This window comes from Ensifer sp. NPDC090286 (assembly GCF_044769565.1).
Lineage (GTDB): Bacteria > Pseudomonadota > Alphaproteobacteria > Rhizobiales > Rhizobiaceae > Ensifer.
Genome location: NZ_JBIVYF010000001.1, coordinates 1,500,358 through 1,517,098 on the forward strand (window position 1 = coordinate 1,500,358; position 16,741 = coordinate 1,517,098).

Below are 16,741 nucleotides of genomic sequence, written 5' to 3' on the forward strand. Positions count from 1 at the left end.
GACAAAGATAAAGCCGTGGACGGCAGCGAAAAACCGGGGCATTCTTCAATCAGTTTGAAGCAAGCCTTCATAATAGAGCCCCATGGATCGCAACCTTTTGCCAGCAATTGCGGCGTTCGCAGAAGTTGCGCGCGCAGGCAGTTTTACCCGTGCAGCGTCGAAACTGAACATCTCACCTTCCGCGTTGTCGCAGACGATACGCGTTCTGGAGGAAAGGCTTTCGGCGCGGTTGCTCAACAGGTCTACGCGGTCCGTGTCCCTGACGGAAGAAGGGCGAAAGCTACTTGCGGATATCGATCCCAGCCTGGCGATGATCGAACATGCGGTCGGAGCAATCCAAGGCACAAAGGACCGGCCCGAAGGCGAGATACGTATCAGCAGTTCGCGGGTGGCAGCCCAGCATTTCCTCGACCCGTATCTCGGCGAGCTCGCTCGCCGCTATCCTTTGGTAAGGCTTGAGGTGGTGATCGACGATGGTTTCGGAGACATCATCCGGGATGGTTGCGACGGCGGAATACGGCTTCGCGAGAGCGTGGGCGACAGCATGATCGCCATCCCCATCAGTCCACCGGTCGCCATGGCTGTCGTTGCCTCACCCGCCTATTTTGCCACGTGCCCACCGCCCGGAACGCCCTATGATCTGGAGCGTCACAATTGCCTTGGTTTCCGGCACGGCAACAGCAGTGCCCTGTCCTCCTGGGAATTTACTGACCCCAATACGAGCCGTGACTTCGCCATTGAACCCAACGGCTCATTCGTTACCAATGGTGACGATATGATGTTGAGTGCCGCGCTCCAGGGCGTTGGGCTTGTCATGCACTTGGATTTTGCCGTTCGAGATCACGTTGCGCGCGGCGCATTGGTCCGGGTGTTGGAGCCTTGGTGTCCACCGTTTGACGGGTTCGACCTCTACCTGCCTTCGCGTGACCAAATGCCTGCCAAGCTGAGAGCGCTGGTTGATTTCTTGACAGAGAAGAGGCGGCGGTGAGCCACCCGCGGGCCGACACTGGGACACGGGCGCTGTTGGCGCGAAGAACCCCTCACCGGATGCGGACCTGATCCCGTTCCGCACCTGGTCCCGCAACGCAAAACGCCCCGGATCATCCCTGACCCGAGGCGTCGTCTATCAAAAGAGCAACGTGCTTAAGCCGCTGCGCGATAACCCGAAGCGGCGCTGACCTGCACCTGGCCGGACGTGCGGAAGGCGCGAAGACGCGTGGCGATCGTCTCGGCCTCGCCCGTCAGCGCCTGGCTGGCGGCGTTGGCCTGCTCGACCATCGCGGCGTTCTGCTGGGTGATCTGGTCCATCTGGGTGATGGCGGTGTTGACCTCCTGCAGACCGGTTGCCTGTTCGGCGGTGCTGGCGCGGATAGCGCCGAAGACGGAGCTGACTTCGACCACCTGGGCGACGATCTGCTGCAGCGACTGCGCCACCTGGTTGACCGAGTTGACGCCGTCGTCCACCTGGCCGCGCGACTTGGCGATCAGGCCCTGAATGTCCTTGGCGGCATCGGCGCAGCGTTGCGCCAGTGCCCGGACTTCCGAAGCGACGACCGCAAAGCCCCTGCCCGCCTCGCCGGCACGGGCGGCCTCGATGCCGGCATTGAGCGCCAGAAGGTTGGTCTGGAAGGCGATCTCGTCGATGACGTCGACGATCCGCGCGATGCTGGCGGAAGACGTCTGGATCTCCTGCATCACCTCGATCGCGTGGCTGACGATCTCGCCGCTCTGTTCGGCATTGGCGCGTGCGGCAATCACGGTCGAGTTCGCCTGGTTGGCGCCTTCGGCCGTCTGCTTGACGGTGCGCGTCACCTGCTCGACGGCCGCGGCCGTCTCTTCGAGGTTGGCCGCCTGGCGCTCCGTGCGCCGGGCAAGGTCGTCGGCAGCCGCCGCGATTTCCTTGGCGCTGGTGTGGATCTGGCTGGCGCCGGCCTCGATGCCGCCGATGGCGCGCGCAAGCTCGCCGATCGCGTGGTTGAAGTTTTCGCCAAGCTCCTGATAGGCAACCGGCAGGTCCGCGCCGATGCGCGCCGTCAGGTCGCCATCGGCGATCTTCTTCAGCGCCGCGCCGAAGGTCTTGCTGATCAGCGCGCGTTCGGCGGCCAGCACTTCTTCCTGCACGGCGCGCTGCTTGGTGACGTCGGAGGCGTCCATGTAGACGGAGATCGACAGATCCATGTCGAGGAAGACGCCCTTGATCAGGCTCGACAGCATCGCGCCCATGTCCTCGGCCGAGGTCCCCTTGCGCGAGAACAGGCCGGCCTTCGGCCAGTGCGCCTTGACGATTTCGGTGATCAGATGCTCGGCGACCAGCGCATAGCCGCCGATGTACCAGCGCGGCTCGAGCCCGATGCGGGCGTGCACCAGGCCGATGGTGCGAACCTTGGCGCTGTAGTCCTCGTTGAAATTGGCATCGACGATGTTGGCCCAGTGGCCGACCTGCGCGCCCTTGGCGCGGTCGATATGAGCGTCGGAGGAGAAGAAGCTCTTGGTCTCGGGCGTCGTCTTGACCTTGACGTAGAACTTGTCGAGCGCGGGCTTCAGTTCCTTTTCCAGGATCGGCTTCAGCGCCTTCAGGCTCGTCTTGGCGGCGTCATCGAGCGCCATGAAATTCAGACGACCGGCAACGTCTTGCGTGCCGGCAGCGGCGTGTTCCGTTTTCATGCGCGAACTTCCCTGCATGCTCATTTCTGGATCATGGAGACAGGATCAAGGGCGCTTAAGCGTCTGAGATCATGGCCGCAATCATGGCGGCTGGTTACCCCGTAGCGGCGATCGCAGGGGCAAGCTGTATCCTGCGCCACTGATAGAAGCGCAGGGTAAAGGAAGCCTTACGCGAAACAGCTATTTCGCGAGGCCTGAAATACAACTCAACCGGAACTGACGAATATCAATTCCGGTTGATACGCAATAAACGGTGGGACGCCAGGGGATCAGGCGGCGTTGCGCGAGGCCCAGGACGGCATGCGCGCAGCCCAAGAGCGGCGCGCCTTGACCGGCATCAGCGCCTGCACTTCCTTGGCAAGGGCTGCGGCGTTTTCGCGCGCCTTGTCGAGATTGCTGACCCGGTTCGGATCCATGGTCTGCAGCGTGCCGCCACAGTCGAAGATCTCGCGATAGGCGGCGCGCTCGACGATCGGCGTATCGAGCACCGAGACGCCGCGCTCGGAAAGCATCGCCTTGATCGTCTGCAGCGCGCGCGTGGTGACCAGCGAATTGACGCGGGTGAGCACGACCGAATGGTTGATCTTGAGGCCCGAACGGTCCTGGATCTGGCGGATCAGCTCAAGGATCTGCGCCGCACCCTTGGCGTCCATGGCACAGCCCTGCACCGGGATCAGCACCTGGTCGGAGATGGCAAGCGCAAGCGCTACGATCTGGTCCTTGGCGCCCGCGAGATCGATGACGATGTAATCCGCCTCGTCCTTCGCCTCGCGGATATGACATTCGAGCGAGCCGGGCGTGATGTGCGAAATGACGGTGAGATTGGCGATATGGCCGGAAGCCTCCGACCAGCTGGTGATCCAGCGCTGCGGATCCGCATCGAGGACGACCACCCGGTGCCCCTGCCGCGCCAGTTCCGTCGACAGGATCAGCGCCGCGGTCGTCTTGCCCGCGCCACCCTTTGCATTGGCGAAAGTGATGACCGCCATGATATTCCCCATTCTCTGCATGTTTCGCGCTTACCACGGAGCGCAGGGCTGGTGGTTCGCTTCTTAACGAAACCTTACAGAAGATGGTTAACGAAACGGTAACGCCGGCACGTCAAACCTGACAGTCTGCCTTAAAGTTGCGTGGCGGCGACACTGCTATGACGATGAAAATACTGGGGTTCTGGCCTCAGACCGGAAAAATCGCCGGTTCGCTTACGTGCTGTGATCGATAGCACATCGACGAGAACGGCCCGTGCCGTACTTCCTCGCCTGCCGGGCTGAGCAGCATCAGCACGTCACTGGCAAACGTCTGGGCGTTGGCCTGCGCCTTGGCAAGATTGCTGACCTTCGCGGGATCGAGGGAGGAGAGCGTATCGCCCTGCTCGAACAGTTCGCGGAAGGCGGTGCGTTCGACGAGCGGGGTATCGACGAGCCGGATACGGTTCTCCGAAAGCAGCAGCTTGACCCGGCGCATCGCCCGCGTCGTGACGATCGGGTTGACACGCGTCAGGAACACGGCGTGGTTGATGTTGGCGCGCGCGTTATTTTCGATGTAGCGGATCAGGTCCAGCACCTGGATGGCGCCACGCGCATCCATGACGCAACCCTGTACCGGGATCAGTGTCAGGTCCGAAAGGCCGATCGCCAGCGCCACCAGCACGTCGGCCGCCCCGGAGAGATCGATGATCACGTGCTCGACCTGGCCGCGCAGCCGCCGGAGATGATCGCTGAGCGTCGTGGTCGCGACACCGGAGAGAACGAAGAGATTGCCATCGTTGCGGCCGTGACGGAACCAGTCGGTCATGCAAGCGAGTGGATCGCAATCAAGAACCGCAACGCGATCGCCGCGCCGTGCCAATTCGCAGGCAAGCAGCAAGGCTGCCGTTGTCTTGCCGGCTCCCCCCTTCGCATTCGCGAGGGAAACAATCGCCATCGGTCGACCCTAACTCAACGCAGGCCCGGATTTTCTCGGGACCAATACATACGCACACCCTAATGCAAGCGTTCCAGACCGCGGTAAACAAAGCGTAAAGAAAACGCTCCGTGAGCCCGAAACGTGACAGTTCGATGACGATTAGGTGACAGATCGCCCGCAATGGCAAGTGGTATTTTGGGGCTAACTAAACCGGGCGTCCGACGCCTTCGCCAGGCGGCAAAGGCGTCGGAAATCGTTCAGATGCACTCGCGGAAGAGCTTCTTCGCCGCGTCGAGCGTGAGCTCCACCGGGTTGCCGCCAGCCGTCGGGTCGACGATCGCCATTTCCGACATCTCGTCGATCCGGTCGGTGCCGACGCCGAGGGCCGAGAGCTTGTCCGGAACGCCGAGTTCCTCGCGCAGCTTCAGCACGTAATCGTAGAAGCCGTCGAAGCCGCCGGAAATGCCGAGATAGGCGGCAGCGCGCCCTATTCTGTCTTCGATCGCCGGGCGGTTGAAGCGCAGCACCGGCGGCATCACGACCGCATTGGTCATGCCGTGGTGGGTGTTGTAGATCGCACCAACAGGATGCGACAGGGAGTGAATGGCGCCAAGCCCCTTCTGGAAGGCGACGGCGCCCATGGCTGCCGCACTCATCATATTGGCGCGGGCCTCGATGTCCGTGCCGTCCTTGTAGGCGCGCGGCAGGTATTCCTTGACGAGCCGCATGCCTTCAAGCGCGATGCCGGCCGACATCGGGTGGTAGAAGGGCGAGGAATAGGCTTCCAGGCAATGGGCAAAGGCATCCATGCCGGTGCCGGCGGTGATCACCTTGGGCATGCCGACCGTCAGTTCCGGATCGCAGATCGTCACTGCCGGCAGGAACTTCGGGTGGAAGATCACCTTCTTCACGTGGCTTGCCGAATTGGTGATGACGCTGGCGCGGCCGACTTCCGAGCCGGTGCCGGCGGTCGTCGGCACCGCAATGATTGGTGCGATGCCTTCGACGCTCGCGCGCGTCCACCAGTCGCCGATATCCTCGAAGTCCCAGACCGGGCGGCTCTGCCCGGCCATGAAGGCGACGCACTTGCCGAGATCGAGGCCCGAGCCGCCGCCGAAGGCGACGACACCGTCATGGCCACCGTCCTTGAAGGCCTTCACGCCAGCTGCAAGGTTGACGTCGTTCGGGTTCGGGTCGACGTCGGCGAAGATCGCCCGGCCGAGGCCGGCAGCCTCGAGAATGTCGAGCGCATTCTGGGTGATCGCCATCGGCGCGAGGCCCCGGTCGGTGATCAGCAGCGGCTTCTTCATGCCCACCGCCTTGCAATGGTCGGCAAGCTCCTTGATCCGGCCGGCACCGAACTTGATGGACGTCGGATAGCTCCAGTTGGCGGTGATGGTCATGCGGTGACTTTCTTCAGATGGTAGGATTTCGGACGGGTGAGGTTCTGGAAGCCGATGACCGACAGCGAACCGCCGCGGCCGGTTTCCTTGACGCCGGTCCAGCAGAGCGCCGGGTCGAGATAGTCGGCGCGGTTCATGAACACGGTGCCGGTCTCAATGTCGGCGCCGATGCGCGCGGCGCGCTCGGCATCGCGGGTCCAGAGCGATGCGGTGAGGCCGTACTGGCTGTCGTTCATCAGTTCGATCGCCTGGCTGTCGCTCTTCACCTTCATGATGCCGACCGCCGGACCAAAGGTCTCTTCGCGCATGAAGGCCATGGAGTGGTCGACATTGACGAGGACCTGCGGCGCGAGATAGGCGCCGCCGTCATCGGCCGGGAACAGCTTCGGATCGACCAATGCCTTGGCGCCCTTAGAGATCGCATCGGCGATCTGCTCACGCACAGTCGCGGCAAAGCGCTTGTTGGCCATCGGCCCGAGCGTCGTTTCCGGGTCGAGCGGATTGCCGAGCTTGTAGTTGGAGACCCAGGCGACCGACTTCTCGACGAACGCGTCATAGAGAGACTCGTGCACATAGATGCGCTCGATGCCGCAGCAGCACTGGCCGGAATTGTAGGTGGCGCCGTCCATCAGCGTGTCGACGGCCGCGTCGAGATCCGCATCTTCCATGACGTAGCCCGGATCCTTGCCGCCGAGTTCGAGGCCAAGCCCGGTAAACGTACCGGCGGCAGCCCGCTCGATCGAGCGCCCGCCTTCGACCGAGCCGGTGAAGTTGACGAAGTCGAAGCTCTTGGCCGCGATCAGCGCCGCGGTCGTTTCATGGTCGAGGAAGATGTTCTGGAAGACATCGGCGGGAACGCCGGCTTCGACGAAGGCGCGCACCATGCGCTCGCCGACGAGGATCGTCTGGCTCGCGTGCTTGATGATGACCGTGTTGCCGGCCATCAGCGCCGGCGCGACCGTGTTGATCGCGGTCATGTAGGGGTAGTTCCAGGGCGCCACGACGAAGACGACGCCATGCGGCTCGCGGGCGATGCGGCGCTCGAAGCGGTCGCTCTCTTCGATCACCAGCGGCTTCAGCGCATCGGCTGCGATCGTCGCGACATAGTTCGAGCGCTCGTTGAAGCCCTTGAACTCGCCGCCATAGCGCACCGGCCGGCCCATCTGCCAGGCAAGCTCCGGAACCACCTCGTCGACCATCTCGTTGAGGCGCGCGACACCGGCCAGAACCAGATTGACGCGCTCGTCGAGCGGACGGCGCGCCCAGGCCTTCTGCGCCTGGCGGGCGCGGGAAACCACCTGCTTTGCCATTTCCAGCGGCATTGCCGGGCGTTCCGCGTAGACCTCGCCATTAACAGGCGAAATGCACTTGATCATGCTCATGATCGTCTTCCTGCTTTCATTGCGAATGATGCGATGGCCGCTCCGGTCAGGAACGGCCATCCTTGTGAGTGATTGTGTCGCGGGTCAGGCCCGTTCGAAACCGCGCGCGACCTCCCAGTCGGTGACGCGGCGGTCGTATTCTTCCTGCTCCCAGCGCCCCGCCCGTGCATAGTGCTCGATGACCTCGTCGCCAAAGGCAGCACGCAGCATCTTCGATTCCGTCAGGGCCGCCGTCGCGTCACGAAGCGTGCGCGGGATCTCGCGCACATCCTTGCCGCCATAGGCGTCGCCGACGAAGGGCGCTTCCAATTCCATCTTGTTCTCGATACCGGAAATGCCGGCCGCGATCAAAGCGGCAAAGGCGAGATAGGGATTGAGATCGGAGCCGCCGACGCGGCATTCGATGCGGATCGCCTTGGTGTCTTCGCCGCAAAGGCGATAGCCGGCCGTGCGGTTGTCCTTGCTCCAGACCGCCTTGGTCGGCGCGAACGTACCGGCCATGAAACGCTTGTAGGAGTTGATGTAAGGCGCAAGGAAGTAAGTAATCTCGCTCGCATGGGTGAGAAGGCCTGCCACATAGTGGCGCATCATCTCCGACATGCCGTATTTGCCGCTCTCGTCGTAGAACTTCGACGACTTGCCGTCGGCACTCCAGAGCGACTGGTGAATATGCGAGGAGGAACCCGCAGCCTGATAGTTCCACTTGGCGAGGAAAGTGATCGCCTTGCCGCGCGACCAGGCGATTTCCTTGCAGCCGTTCTTGATGATCGCATGGCGGTCGGCCATCGTCAGCGCGTCGGCGTAACGAACGTTGATTTCTTCCTGGCCGGCCGATGCTTCGCCCTTCGAGTTCTCGACCGGGATATCGGCCCCCTGGAGACCGTTGCGGATCGCCCGCATCACGTCCTCTTCCTTGGTCGTCTGGAAGATGTGGTAGTCCTCGTTGTAGCCGCTGACGAGCTGCAGGTCGCGGTAGCCGGATTGGCGGGCGTCGTCATAGGACTGGTCGAACAGGAAGAACTCGAGTTCGCTCGCCATATAGGCCTTGAGGCCCATCTTCTCGAGCCGCGCCACCTGCTTCTTCAGGATCGCGCGCGGCGAATGCGGCACTTCCTCATGGGTGTGATGGTCGAGCATGTCGCAGAGCACCAGCGCCGTGCCTTCGAGCCAGGGAATGCGGCGAAGCGTCGAAAGGTCCGGCTTCATCGTATAGTCGCCATAGCCCTTTTCCCAGCTTGTCGCCTTGTAGCCGGGAACGGTCTCCATCTCCATGTCGGTCGCAAGCAGGTAGTTGCAGCTATGCGTTTCCTTCCAGGCGCCATCGACGAAGAACTGCGCATGGAAGCGCTTGCCCATCAGCCGGCCCTGCATGTCGACCTGGCAGGCAAGCACCGTATCGATGCGGCCGGCGGCGACGTCTTCCTTCAACTCGTCAAACGTATAGCTCATCAACTTCCATCCCATGTTTGGTCACGCGGCCGTTCCCTTGGTGACGATATTTTTGGGCCGCGTGAACGTGATCCGTTCAACCAACCGGAGCAGTTCCGGCAAAAGAAAAGGCGGAAGTCGCGGTCGCGCTCCCGCCTTGTTGTTGTCGCTTAGACCTGGCCGACAGCCTTTTCGGCGGCGGCGATCTCGGCCTGGCGGCGTGCCACTTCGTCGCCGATCGGCGGGCCACGGAAGCGGCGGCTTTCAAGGCCGAACCAGATCAGCGCCGTCAGCACCAGGAAGCCCACGGTGATGTAGAGCGCCCAGTCGTTCGGCGGCTGAACGCCGAGGATGAAGATCAGCACCATCGCGATGATCGACAGGACGGCGAACAGCTTGAACATGCTTTCGCCGAGGTTCCACGGGCCCATCTTGTCCCACTTCGAGGTTCCCCAGGCGAAGAGGCCGAGCGTGATCGGGATCGCGAAGGAGAAGAACAGGAAGATGACGGTGCACGAGACGACGATCGTGTAGACCGGGGTTTCGCCGATCGAGACGAGCGAGGAGCCCCAGACGAAGAGGACTGCGAGGATCGAACCGACCCAGATCGCCGCGACCGGCGTGCGGTAGGTCGGGCTCACCTTGGCGAGCGCCTTGGAGGCCGGCAGGCCGCCGTCACGCGAAAACGCAAAGATCATGCGCGACACCGAGGTCACCGTTGCCAGGCCGCACAGCCACTGGCTGACGAGGATGGCGAGGTAGAGGATGTCCTTGATGATCGGGTGAACCTGCGCTTCCATCGCCCAGAAGAATACGTTCCAGCCCTGCTTGGCAGCGTCGTCCATGTTCGGGATCATGAGTACGAACGAGCACAGCATGATGTAGCCGAAGAGCGCCGACCAGAGCACCGAGGAGACCATGCCGCGCGGCACCGAATGGGCCGCCTTGACGGTTTCTTCCGAAGTATGCGCCGAGGCGTCGTAGCCGGTGATCGTGTAGATCGGCAGCAGCAGGCCGAGCAGGAACACCCAGGTGCCCGAGGTTTCCGGCCAGACATTGCCGCCCGCTTCACCGGAATAGTTGGAGAAGGTGAAGAGACGGGCGATATCGTAGCTGTCGGCTGCGGCCAGGCAGACGACCGCAAGCAGGATCGCGGTTGCAAAGATCAGGTAGCCCGAGAAGTCCGTGAGCTTGGCGGTCAGCCCGATGCCCATGTGGTTCACCAGTGCCTGCCCGCCGGTGATGATGGCGAGGAAGACGATGCGGGTCAGTGTCGTGTCGGCGAGGCCGAAGTACGGCGTGCCGAAGGAACCCATGAAGAAGTAGTAGGTGCCGACGTTGATGGCGCCGAGAACGGTGACGAGACCGAGGAGGTTGAACCAGGCGGTCAGCCAGCCTGTGAAGCGGTTGCCGAGGATCGAGCCCCAGTGATAGAGGCCACCAGCCGTTGGATAGGCCGAGCTGATCTGTGCCATGGCAACGGCGAAGACGAAGGAAATGAAGCAGCCGAGCGGCCAGCCGATGCCGATCGCCGCGCCCCCCGCGCCTGCGGTCGCCTGGGCGAGCGAGTTGATGCCGCCCGAAAGAATGCAGATGATCGAGAACGACACCGCGAAGTTCGAGAACTGGCTCATGCGCCGCTCGAGCTCCTGGGCATAGCCCATCGAGTGCAGGACACTCATGTCCTGCTTTTTGTCTGAATCGCTGTAGTCCGACATTTTTCTTCCCCTGATTTCTTCAGACCACGCCGCCCCATTGCGGCAGGGTCCCATCAACCACCTGCCCCGGCTGGCCGGAACAGGACCGCGGCAACGCCGCTCCCCAGGGTCTTTTATTGTGCCGAAAGTGCCGCCGTGCCCTTGCGCAGCAGCCCTTCCAGGTAATCGGCCATGACCCTTTGGCCGATGTCATTGCGAATGAGATCGTTGCGGATCTCGATCATCACATTCGGCAGTCCGTTGTGGACGCCGTATTCGATCAGGCTATGGGTAACGCCGTCGGCCGGGCCATAGGGCTCGTTGCGACGGATATCGTAGGCGACCTGCCCTTTCGTGGCGGTCGCAAGCATGTGGTCGGCGAGCCGGCTGTCGGCATCGTGCAGCACGCCCACTTCGACGGCGCGCGGCTTGCCGAAATAGACGGGCGTGAAACTGTGCATGGTGACGAGAACAGGCGGGCGTCCCGCGGCCTTGCGATCGGACACGAACCGCGCGACCGCATCGTGGAACGGCCGATAGATCTCGTCGACCCGGGCCTGGCGTTCGTCGGCCGACATCGTCCGGTTTCCCGGTATCTCGTAGACCTCGCTGACGGCAGGCATCGCCGCGTCCGCTTCCGGCGGGCGATTGCAGTCATAGGCAAGGCGGGAGAAGCGTTGATAGATCAAGGACCCGTCGAGCTTTGCCGCAAGCAGCTTGGCGACCGCAAGCGCGCCGGGGTCCCAGGCGATATGGCTTTCGAGCGCCTGCTCGCTGAGGCCGAGCGTGCCCAGCCGTTCTGGAACCAGGCGCGAGGCATGCTCGCAGACGAGCACGATATCGCCCTTGCCTCCGGCGTTTTCGATCGCAACCGGATCGCCATCTGCTTCGGTCAAAAGTCGCGTCAACACCGGCATCCCCTCTTGCCCCGTTAGACGTTCGTTAATGAAAAGAATTCTTCAGAGGATGGCACATGTCAATCAAAATCTGAAACGATCTCTTCAAAATTGCGATTGACTCCAATTGTGACAGCGATGTTTAATCTGTCACAAACCGGCTTAAGATCGGTTCAGGGGAGACAATTTGAGCAGCAAGGCGACGTCCACCACCGTGTCGGATGTGATCAACGCCCACTTCACCGTGCTGACCCGCGCGGAGAAGCAATTGGCGGAGACGCTTCTCGACAATTATCCCGTTTCGGGACTCGGTTCGATCACCACGGTTGCCGAGAACGCCGGCGTTTCGACCCCGACGGTCGCCCGCATGGTGCAGAAGCTTGGCTTCCGCGGTTTCCCGGATTTCCAGGCGCGGCTGCATCAGGAACTGGAAGCGACGATTTCCAATCCGATCGCCAAGCACGACCGCTGGGCCGCCAATGCGCCCGGCACCCACACGCTCAACCGCTTTGCCGACGCGATCACCAGCAATCTGCGCGAGACGCTGACCCAGATCGAGCCGCAGGAATTCGACGCGGCAGCGGCCCTCATCGCCGACCGCAAGCGCAGCATCTACCTGCTTGGCGGCCGCATCACCCGCTCGCTCGCCGACTATCTCTTCACCCACCTTCAGGTCATCCGCCCGGGTGTCATCGAGATCGCCTCCAATGCCAGCGCCTGGCCGCACTACGTGCTCGACATGCGCCAGGGCGACGTGCTGATTCTCTTCGACATTCGCCGCTACGAGCAGGAAATGGTGACGCTCGCCAAATCCGCCCGCGAGCGCGGCGTGGAAATCATCCTTTTTACCGATCGCTGGAGTTCGCCGGTCGCCAAGTCCGCCTCCAGAGTGTTCCGCTCGCAGATCGAGGTGCCGTCCGCCTGGGACAGCTCCGTCGTCATCCTGTTCCTGATCGAGGCTTTGATCGAGGCCGTACAGAGTTCGAACTGGGACGAGACCCGGGATCGGATGAAAACGCTCGAGGGACTGTTCGATTCCACCCGCATCTTTCGCAAACCGGTCTAGGAGAATTCGCCGACACGTTCACAGGATTTCATGCAGTTATGCGACAGTGGCCCGCCGAAGCCAAAAAAGAAATGTTCTTACAACGACATACGCGGCGCGAACGGATAAACCCCTGTCACATTACTTTCATCGCATCTCTTTAACAGCTTCGCCGAAATCGACTGAAACCCCACGAATTTGACTAAACCCATAAGGAGAACACCAGTGATTTCAAAAACCCAACGCCTGCTTTCGCTCTCCACCGCCATTTTCCTGGCAACGACCGCAATCGCCGCTGCCGAGCCGAGCGCCGAGCTCATCGAAGCCGCCAAGAAGGAAGGCATGCTGACGACGATCGCCCTGCCCCACGACTGGTGCGGCTACGGCGACGTCATCGCCTCCTTCAAGGCCAAGTATCCGGAAATCCAGGTCAACGAACTGAACCCGGATGCTGGCTCGGCCGACGAAGTCGAAGCCGTCAAGGCCAACAAGGACAACAAGGGCCCGCAGGCTCCTGACGTTGTCGACGTCGGTCTCGCCTTCGGTCCGCAGATGAAGGCCGAAGGCCTGCTGCAGCCCTACAAGGTCTCCACCTGGGACGAGATCCCGGACAGCGTCAAGGACGCCGAAGGCTACTGGTACGGCGACTATTACGGCGTCATGTCCTTCCTCGTGAACAAGGACCTCGTCCAGAACGCACCGAAGGACTGGACCGATCTGCTGAAGCCGGAATATGCCGGTCAGGTTGCTCTTGCCGGTGACCCGCGCGCCTCGAACCAGGCGATCCTCGGCGTTCTCGCCGCTGGCCTCGCCAAGGGCGCAAAGTCCGGCAAGGAAGCCGGTGAAGCCGGTCTCGGCTACTTCGCCGAACTCAACAAGAACGGCAACTTCGTTCCTGTCATCGGCAAGTCCGGCACGCTCGCCCAGGGCTCGACCCCGATCGTCGTCGCCTGGGACTACAACGCTCTCGGCTGGGCAAAGACGCTCAACGGCAACCCGCCGACCGAAGTCGTCGTTCCGGCCAGCGGTGTTCTCGCCGGCGTCTACGTTCAGGGCATCTCGGCCTACGCGCCGCACCCGAACGCTGCCAAGCTGTGGATGGAGCACCTCTATTCCGACGAAGGTCAGCTCGGCTGGCTCAAGGGCTTCTGCCACCCGACCCGCTTCAACGCCATGGTCAAGGCCGGCAAGGTTCCGCAGGAACTGATCGACGCCCTGCCGCCGGCAGCAGCTTACGAAAAGGCCTACTTCCCGACGCTCGAAGAAGTCGACGCCAACAAGGCTGCCGTCACCGGTGGCTGGGATGCCGTCGTCGGCGCGAACGTCCAGTAAGCCTTTCCACAGACATGTCGCCCCGGCCGGTTTTCCGGCCGGGGCGCATAGGTTATTCGTAAGAAATTCAAGTCTTTGGAGCGAGATCCGGAATCTGCGTGCGGCTTCCGTCTTCATCCCGCTTCTCGCTTGCAACAATCGATAACGCCCGCGTCGATAACGCGGCTTCAGGGGCGCGAACGGAATGTCATCTGCTAAACCCGACGCCAGCCCGCCGGCGCGTCGCCTACCGCTTCACTGGCTGGGCATTCTGCCCTTTGCCGCCTTCGTGACGCTGTTCCTGCTTCTGCCAACGATGAAGATCGTGGTCGGCGCGTTTCAGACGCCCGATGGCGGCTTCACGCTCGACAACATTCGCGGCCTGTTCACGCCGTCGATCCTCGGCGCCTACTGGATCTCCATCAAGATCAGCATCGCCTCCGCCCTTCTCGGCTGCCTGATCGGTTTTGCCATGGCGTCAGCCATCGTCTTCGGCGGCTTGCCGAAGGGGATCCGCGGGCCGCTTTTGACCTTTTCCGGCGTCGCCTCCAATTTCGCCGGCGTGCCGCTCGCCTTCGCCTTTCTCGCGACGCTCGGCCCGGTCGGCATCGTCACCGTCTTCCTGCGGTCGAACTTCGGTCTCGATCTCCGGATGCTTGGCTTCAACCTGCTCTCCTTCTGGGGGCTGACGGTCACCTATCTGTTCTTCCAGATCCCGCTGATGATCCTGATCATCACGCCGGCGCTCGACGGGCTGAAGCGCGAATGGCGCGAGGCCGCAGAAATCCTCGGCGCAACCGGCCTGCAATATTGGCGTATGGTCGCCTTCCCGATCCTGCTGCCGTCGCTGCTCGGCACGCTGGCGCTGCTGTTTGCCAATGCCTTCGGCGCCGTTGCGACCGCGATCGCGCTCACCGGCTCGTCGCTGTCGATCGTGCCGATCCTGCTTTTCGCCCAGATCCGCGGCGACGTGCTCGGCAATCCGCATCTCGGCTACGCTCTCGCCTTCGGCATGATCGTCGTCACCGGCATCGCCAACGCGATCTATATCTGGCTGCGCAGCCGCAGCGAAAGGTGGCTGAAATGAAGAAGATCTGGGCGTGGGGAGCCCTCGTTTTCGGCCTCCTCTATTTCATCTTGCCGCTCATCGGCATGACCAACTTCTCGCTCAAGATGCGTCGCGGCGAGTACTCCTTCGACGCCTACGCCAAGGTCTTTGCCGATCCGCGTTTCCAGGAGACCTTCACCTATTCGGTGATGCAGGCGCTATTCACCATCCTCTTCGGCGTGCTGCTCGTCGTGCCGACGGCCTATTGGGTGCGGCTGAAGCTGCCGCGGCTGCGTCCCATCATCGAGTTCATCACGCTCTTGCCGCTGGTCATTCCGGCGATCGTCATCGTCTTCGGCTACATCCGGCTCTACAACACCTCGAGCTGGCTGCCGCTGACGGGCTCGCTCACCGGCACCAACATCCTCCTGATGTTCGGCTATGCGACGCTTGCGCTGCCCTACATGTACCGCGCGGTCGACACCGGTCTTCGCACCATCGATGTCGCCACCTTGACCGAGGCGGCACAGAGCCTTGGCGCCGGCTGGGTGGCTATCCTTGCCAAAATCATCCTGCCGAACGTGCTCGTCGCCGTGCTTTCGGGCGCCTTCCTGACCTTTGCCATCGTCATCGGCGAGTTCACCATGGCGGCGCTGCTCAACCGCCCGGCTTTCGGCCCGTACATGCAGCTTCTGGGTGCCAACCGCGCCTATGAGCCGGCCGCACTCGCCGTCATCGCATTCGGCATCACCTGGGGCTGCCTCGGCCTCATCCAGCTCGTTTCGCGCTTCCAGAAAAGCGCGCCTCCAAAGGCCTGAGGACCGACCCATGAGTTTCCTGTCACTCACCAGCATCAAGAAGTCCTTCGGCCCGGTTCAGGTCGTGCATGATTTCAACATGAACATCGAAAAGGGCGAGTTCGTCTCGTTCCTCGGGCCGTCGGGCTGCGGCAAGACGACGGTGCTGCGCATGATCGCCGGCTTCGAGACGCCGACCAGCGGCCAGATCGTCATCAACGGCCGCGACCAGAATTCGCTGAAGCCCAACCAGCGCAACATCGGCATGGTGTTCCAGGCCTATGCGCTGTTTCCCAACATGAACGTGCATGACAACGTCGCCTTCGGTCTGAAGATCGCAGGCACAGACAAGTCGGAGATCGACGCGAGGGTGAAGCAGATGCTCGGGCTGATCAAGCTCGAGCACCTAGCGGACCGCTTCCCCTACCAGCTCTCCGGCGGCCAGCAGCAGCGCGTTGCGCTTGCCCGCGCGATTGCGGTCAAGCCGCAGGTGCTGCTGCTCGACGAGCCGCTTTCGGCGCTCGACGCCAAGATCCGCGTGTCGCTGCGCGAGGAAATCCGGCAGATCCAGCAGCAGCTCGGCATCACCACCGTCTTCGTCACCCACGACCAGGAAGAGGCACTGTCGATCTCCGATCGCATCGTGGTCATGAATGCCGGCCGTGCCGACCAGATCGGCACCCCCTTCGAGATCTACAACACGCCGGCGACCCGCTTCGTCGCGTCCTTCGTCGGCACGCTCAGCATCATCGAGGGCAAGGTGGCGGACCCGGCCGCGGGCTCGGTCACCATCGGCAACCAGCAGGTGGCGCTGAAGGACCCGATCGCCGGCATGAAGGGCGGCGACAGCATTTCGCTGGCGCTGCGTCCCGAAGCGGGCTCGATCGCCGAAGGTGCCAAGGGCGACACTTCGCTTGCCGGCGAGGTCGTCTCGACGAGCTTCCTCGGCTCGGTCATCCGCACGCGCCTCCGCGTCGGCGGCGACGTCATCTCCTTCGACATGTTCAACAATCCGGGCGTCGCCCCGCCGGTTTCCGGCGACAACGTCACGCTGCGCTTTGCCGCCAAGGACCTGCTCGTCATTCGCGAGTAGCGCGAGACAATGCGACAGGCCGGCGCGTCACGCGCCGGCCTGAAGCCATCGTGGCGTTGCTGCGGCAAGGTA

At 62.5% G+C, this 16,741-nt stretch carries 14 protein-coding genes; 6 read left to right on the plus strand and 8 right to left on the minus strand.

Annotated elements, in window-relative coordinates; genetic code table 11:
- Window positions 1-82: 82 nt before the first annotated feature.
- Window positions 83-988, plus strand: coding sequence for a LysR family transcriptional regulator (locus ACIQUG_RS07500; protein ID WP_402319194.1), 906 nt, complete (start codon window positions 83-85; stop codon window positions 986-988).
- 155 nt (window positions 989-1,143) lie between these two features.
- Here ACIQUG_RS07500 and ACIQUG_RS07505 read toward each other — a convergent pair whose 3' ends face one another.
- From ACIQUG_RS07505 to ACIQUG_RS07540, 8 genes are all read right to left on the minus strand, one after another.
- On the minus strand, window positions 1,144-2,664 hold the full coding sequence (locus ACIQUG_RS07505; RefSeq protein WP_402319197.1) for a methyl-accepting chemotaxis protein: 1,521 nt from the start codon (window positions 2,662-2,664) through the stop codon (window positions 1,144-1,146).
- A 269-nt stretch (window positions 2,665-2,933) separates the two neighbouring features.
- Window positions 2,934-3,653, minus strand: a complete 720-nt coding sequence (locus tag ACIQUG_RS07510; RefSeq protein ID WP_402319200.1) for an AAA family ATPase — start codon at window positions 3,651-3,653, stop codon at window positions 2,934-2,936.
- Between the two features lie 187 nt (window positions 3,654-3,840).
- On the minus strand, window positions 3,841-4,587 hold the full coding sequence (locus ACIQUG_RS07515) for an AAA family ATPase (protein ID WP_402319203.1): 747 nt from the start codon (window positions 4,585-4,587) through the stop codon (window positions 3,841-3,843).
- A gap of 239 nt (window positions 4,588-4,826) precedes the next feature.
- Window positions 4,827-5,972 carry an iron-containing alcohol dehydrogenase gene (locus ACIQUG_RS07520; protein ID WP_402319205.1) on the minus strand — a complete coding sequence of 382 codons (1,146 nt, stop codon included), beginning with the start codon at window positions 5,970-5,972 and terminating at the stop codon, window positions 4,827-4,829.
- Complete coding sequence (locus tag ACIQUG_RS07525) at window positions 5,969-7,354, minus strand: aldehyde dehydrogenase family protein (protein ID WP_402319208.1); 1,386 nt, start codon at window positions 7,352-7,354, stop codon at window positions 5,969-5,971. Before ACIQUG_RS07525 ends, ACIQUG_RS07520 begins: the two co-directional genes overlap by 4 nt.
- A gap of 84 nt (window positions 7,355-7,438) precedes the next feature.
- Window positions 7,439-8,803: a glutamine synthetase family protein gene (locus tag ACIQUG_RS07530; RefSeq protein ID WP_192446777.1), complete on the minus strand. Its 1,365-nt coding sequence runs from the start codon at window positions 8,801-8,803 to the stop codon at window positions 7,439-7,441.
- Between the two features lie 149 nt (window positions 8,804-8,952).
- Window positions 8,953-10,500 carry an amino acid permease gene (locus ACIQUG_RS07535; RefSeq protein WP_402319211.1) on the minus strand — a complete coding sequence of 516 codons (1,548 nt, stop codon included), beginning with the start codon at window positions 10,498-10,500 and terminating at the stop codon, window positions 8,953-8,955.
- A 113-nt stretch (window positions 10,501-10,613) separates the two neighbouring features.
- Window positions 10,614-11,387 (minus strand): N-formylglutamate amidohydrolase, encoded by a 774-nt coding sequence (locus ACIQUG_RS07540; RefSeq protein ID WP_192446779.1) that lies wholly within the window; start codon window positions 11,385-11,387, stop codon window positions 10,614-10,616.
- 175 nt (window positions 11,388-11,562) lie between these two features.
- On the opposite strand from ACIQUG_RS07540, the gene ACIQUG_RS07545 reads away from it, so the two are divergent.
- The 5 genes from ACIQUG_RS07545 to ACIQUG_RS07565 all read left to right on the plus strand — a co-directional run bounded on the left by ACIQUG_RS07545 (window position 11,563) and on the right by ACIQUG_RS07565 (window position 16,669).
- Window positions 11,563-12,441, plus strand: coding sequence for a MurR/RpiR family transcriptional regulator (locus tag ACIQUG_RS07545; protein WP_043615788.1), 879 nt, complete (start codon window positions 11,563-11,565; stop codon window positions 12,439-12,441).
- A gap of 204 nt (window positions 12,442-12,645) precedes the next feature.
- On the plus strand, window positions 12,646-13,752 hold the full coding sequence (locus tag ACIQUG_RS07550) for an ABC transporter substrate-binding protein (RefSeq protein WP_192446780.1): 1,107 nt from the start codon (window positions 12,646-12,648) through the stop codon (window positions 13,750-13,752).
- A 184-nt stretch (window positions 13,753-13,936) separates the two neighbouring features.
- Window positions 13,937-14,818 carry an ABC transporter permease subunit gene (locus ACIQUG_RS07555; protein ID WP_192446781.1) on the plus strand — a complete coding sequence of 294 codons (882 nt, stop codon included), beginning with the start codon at window positions 13,937-13,939 and terminating at the stop codon, window positions 14,816-14,818.
- Window positions 14,815-15,597, plus strand: a complete 783-nt coding sequence (locus ACIQUG_RS07560) for an iron ABC transporter permease (protein WP_043615781.1) — start codon at window positions 14,815-14,817, stop codon at window positions 15,595-15,597. Before ACIQUG_RS07555 ends, ACIQUG_RS07560 begins: the two co-directional genes overlap by 4 nt.
- Window positions 15,598-15,607: 10 nt before the next feature.
- The gene (locus ACIQUG_RS07565; RefSeq protein ID WP_043615778.1) at window positions 15,608-16,669 is read left to right on the plus strand and encodes an ABC transporter ATP-binding protein; all 1,062 of its coding nucleotides are present in this window, start codon (window positions 15,608-15,610) and stop codon (window positions 16,667-16,669) included.
- Window positions 16,670-16,741: the final 72 nt, after the last annotated feature.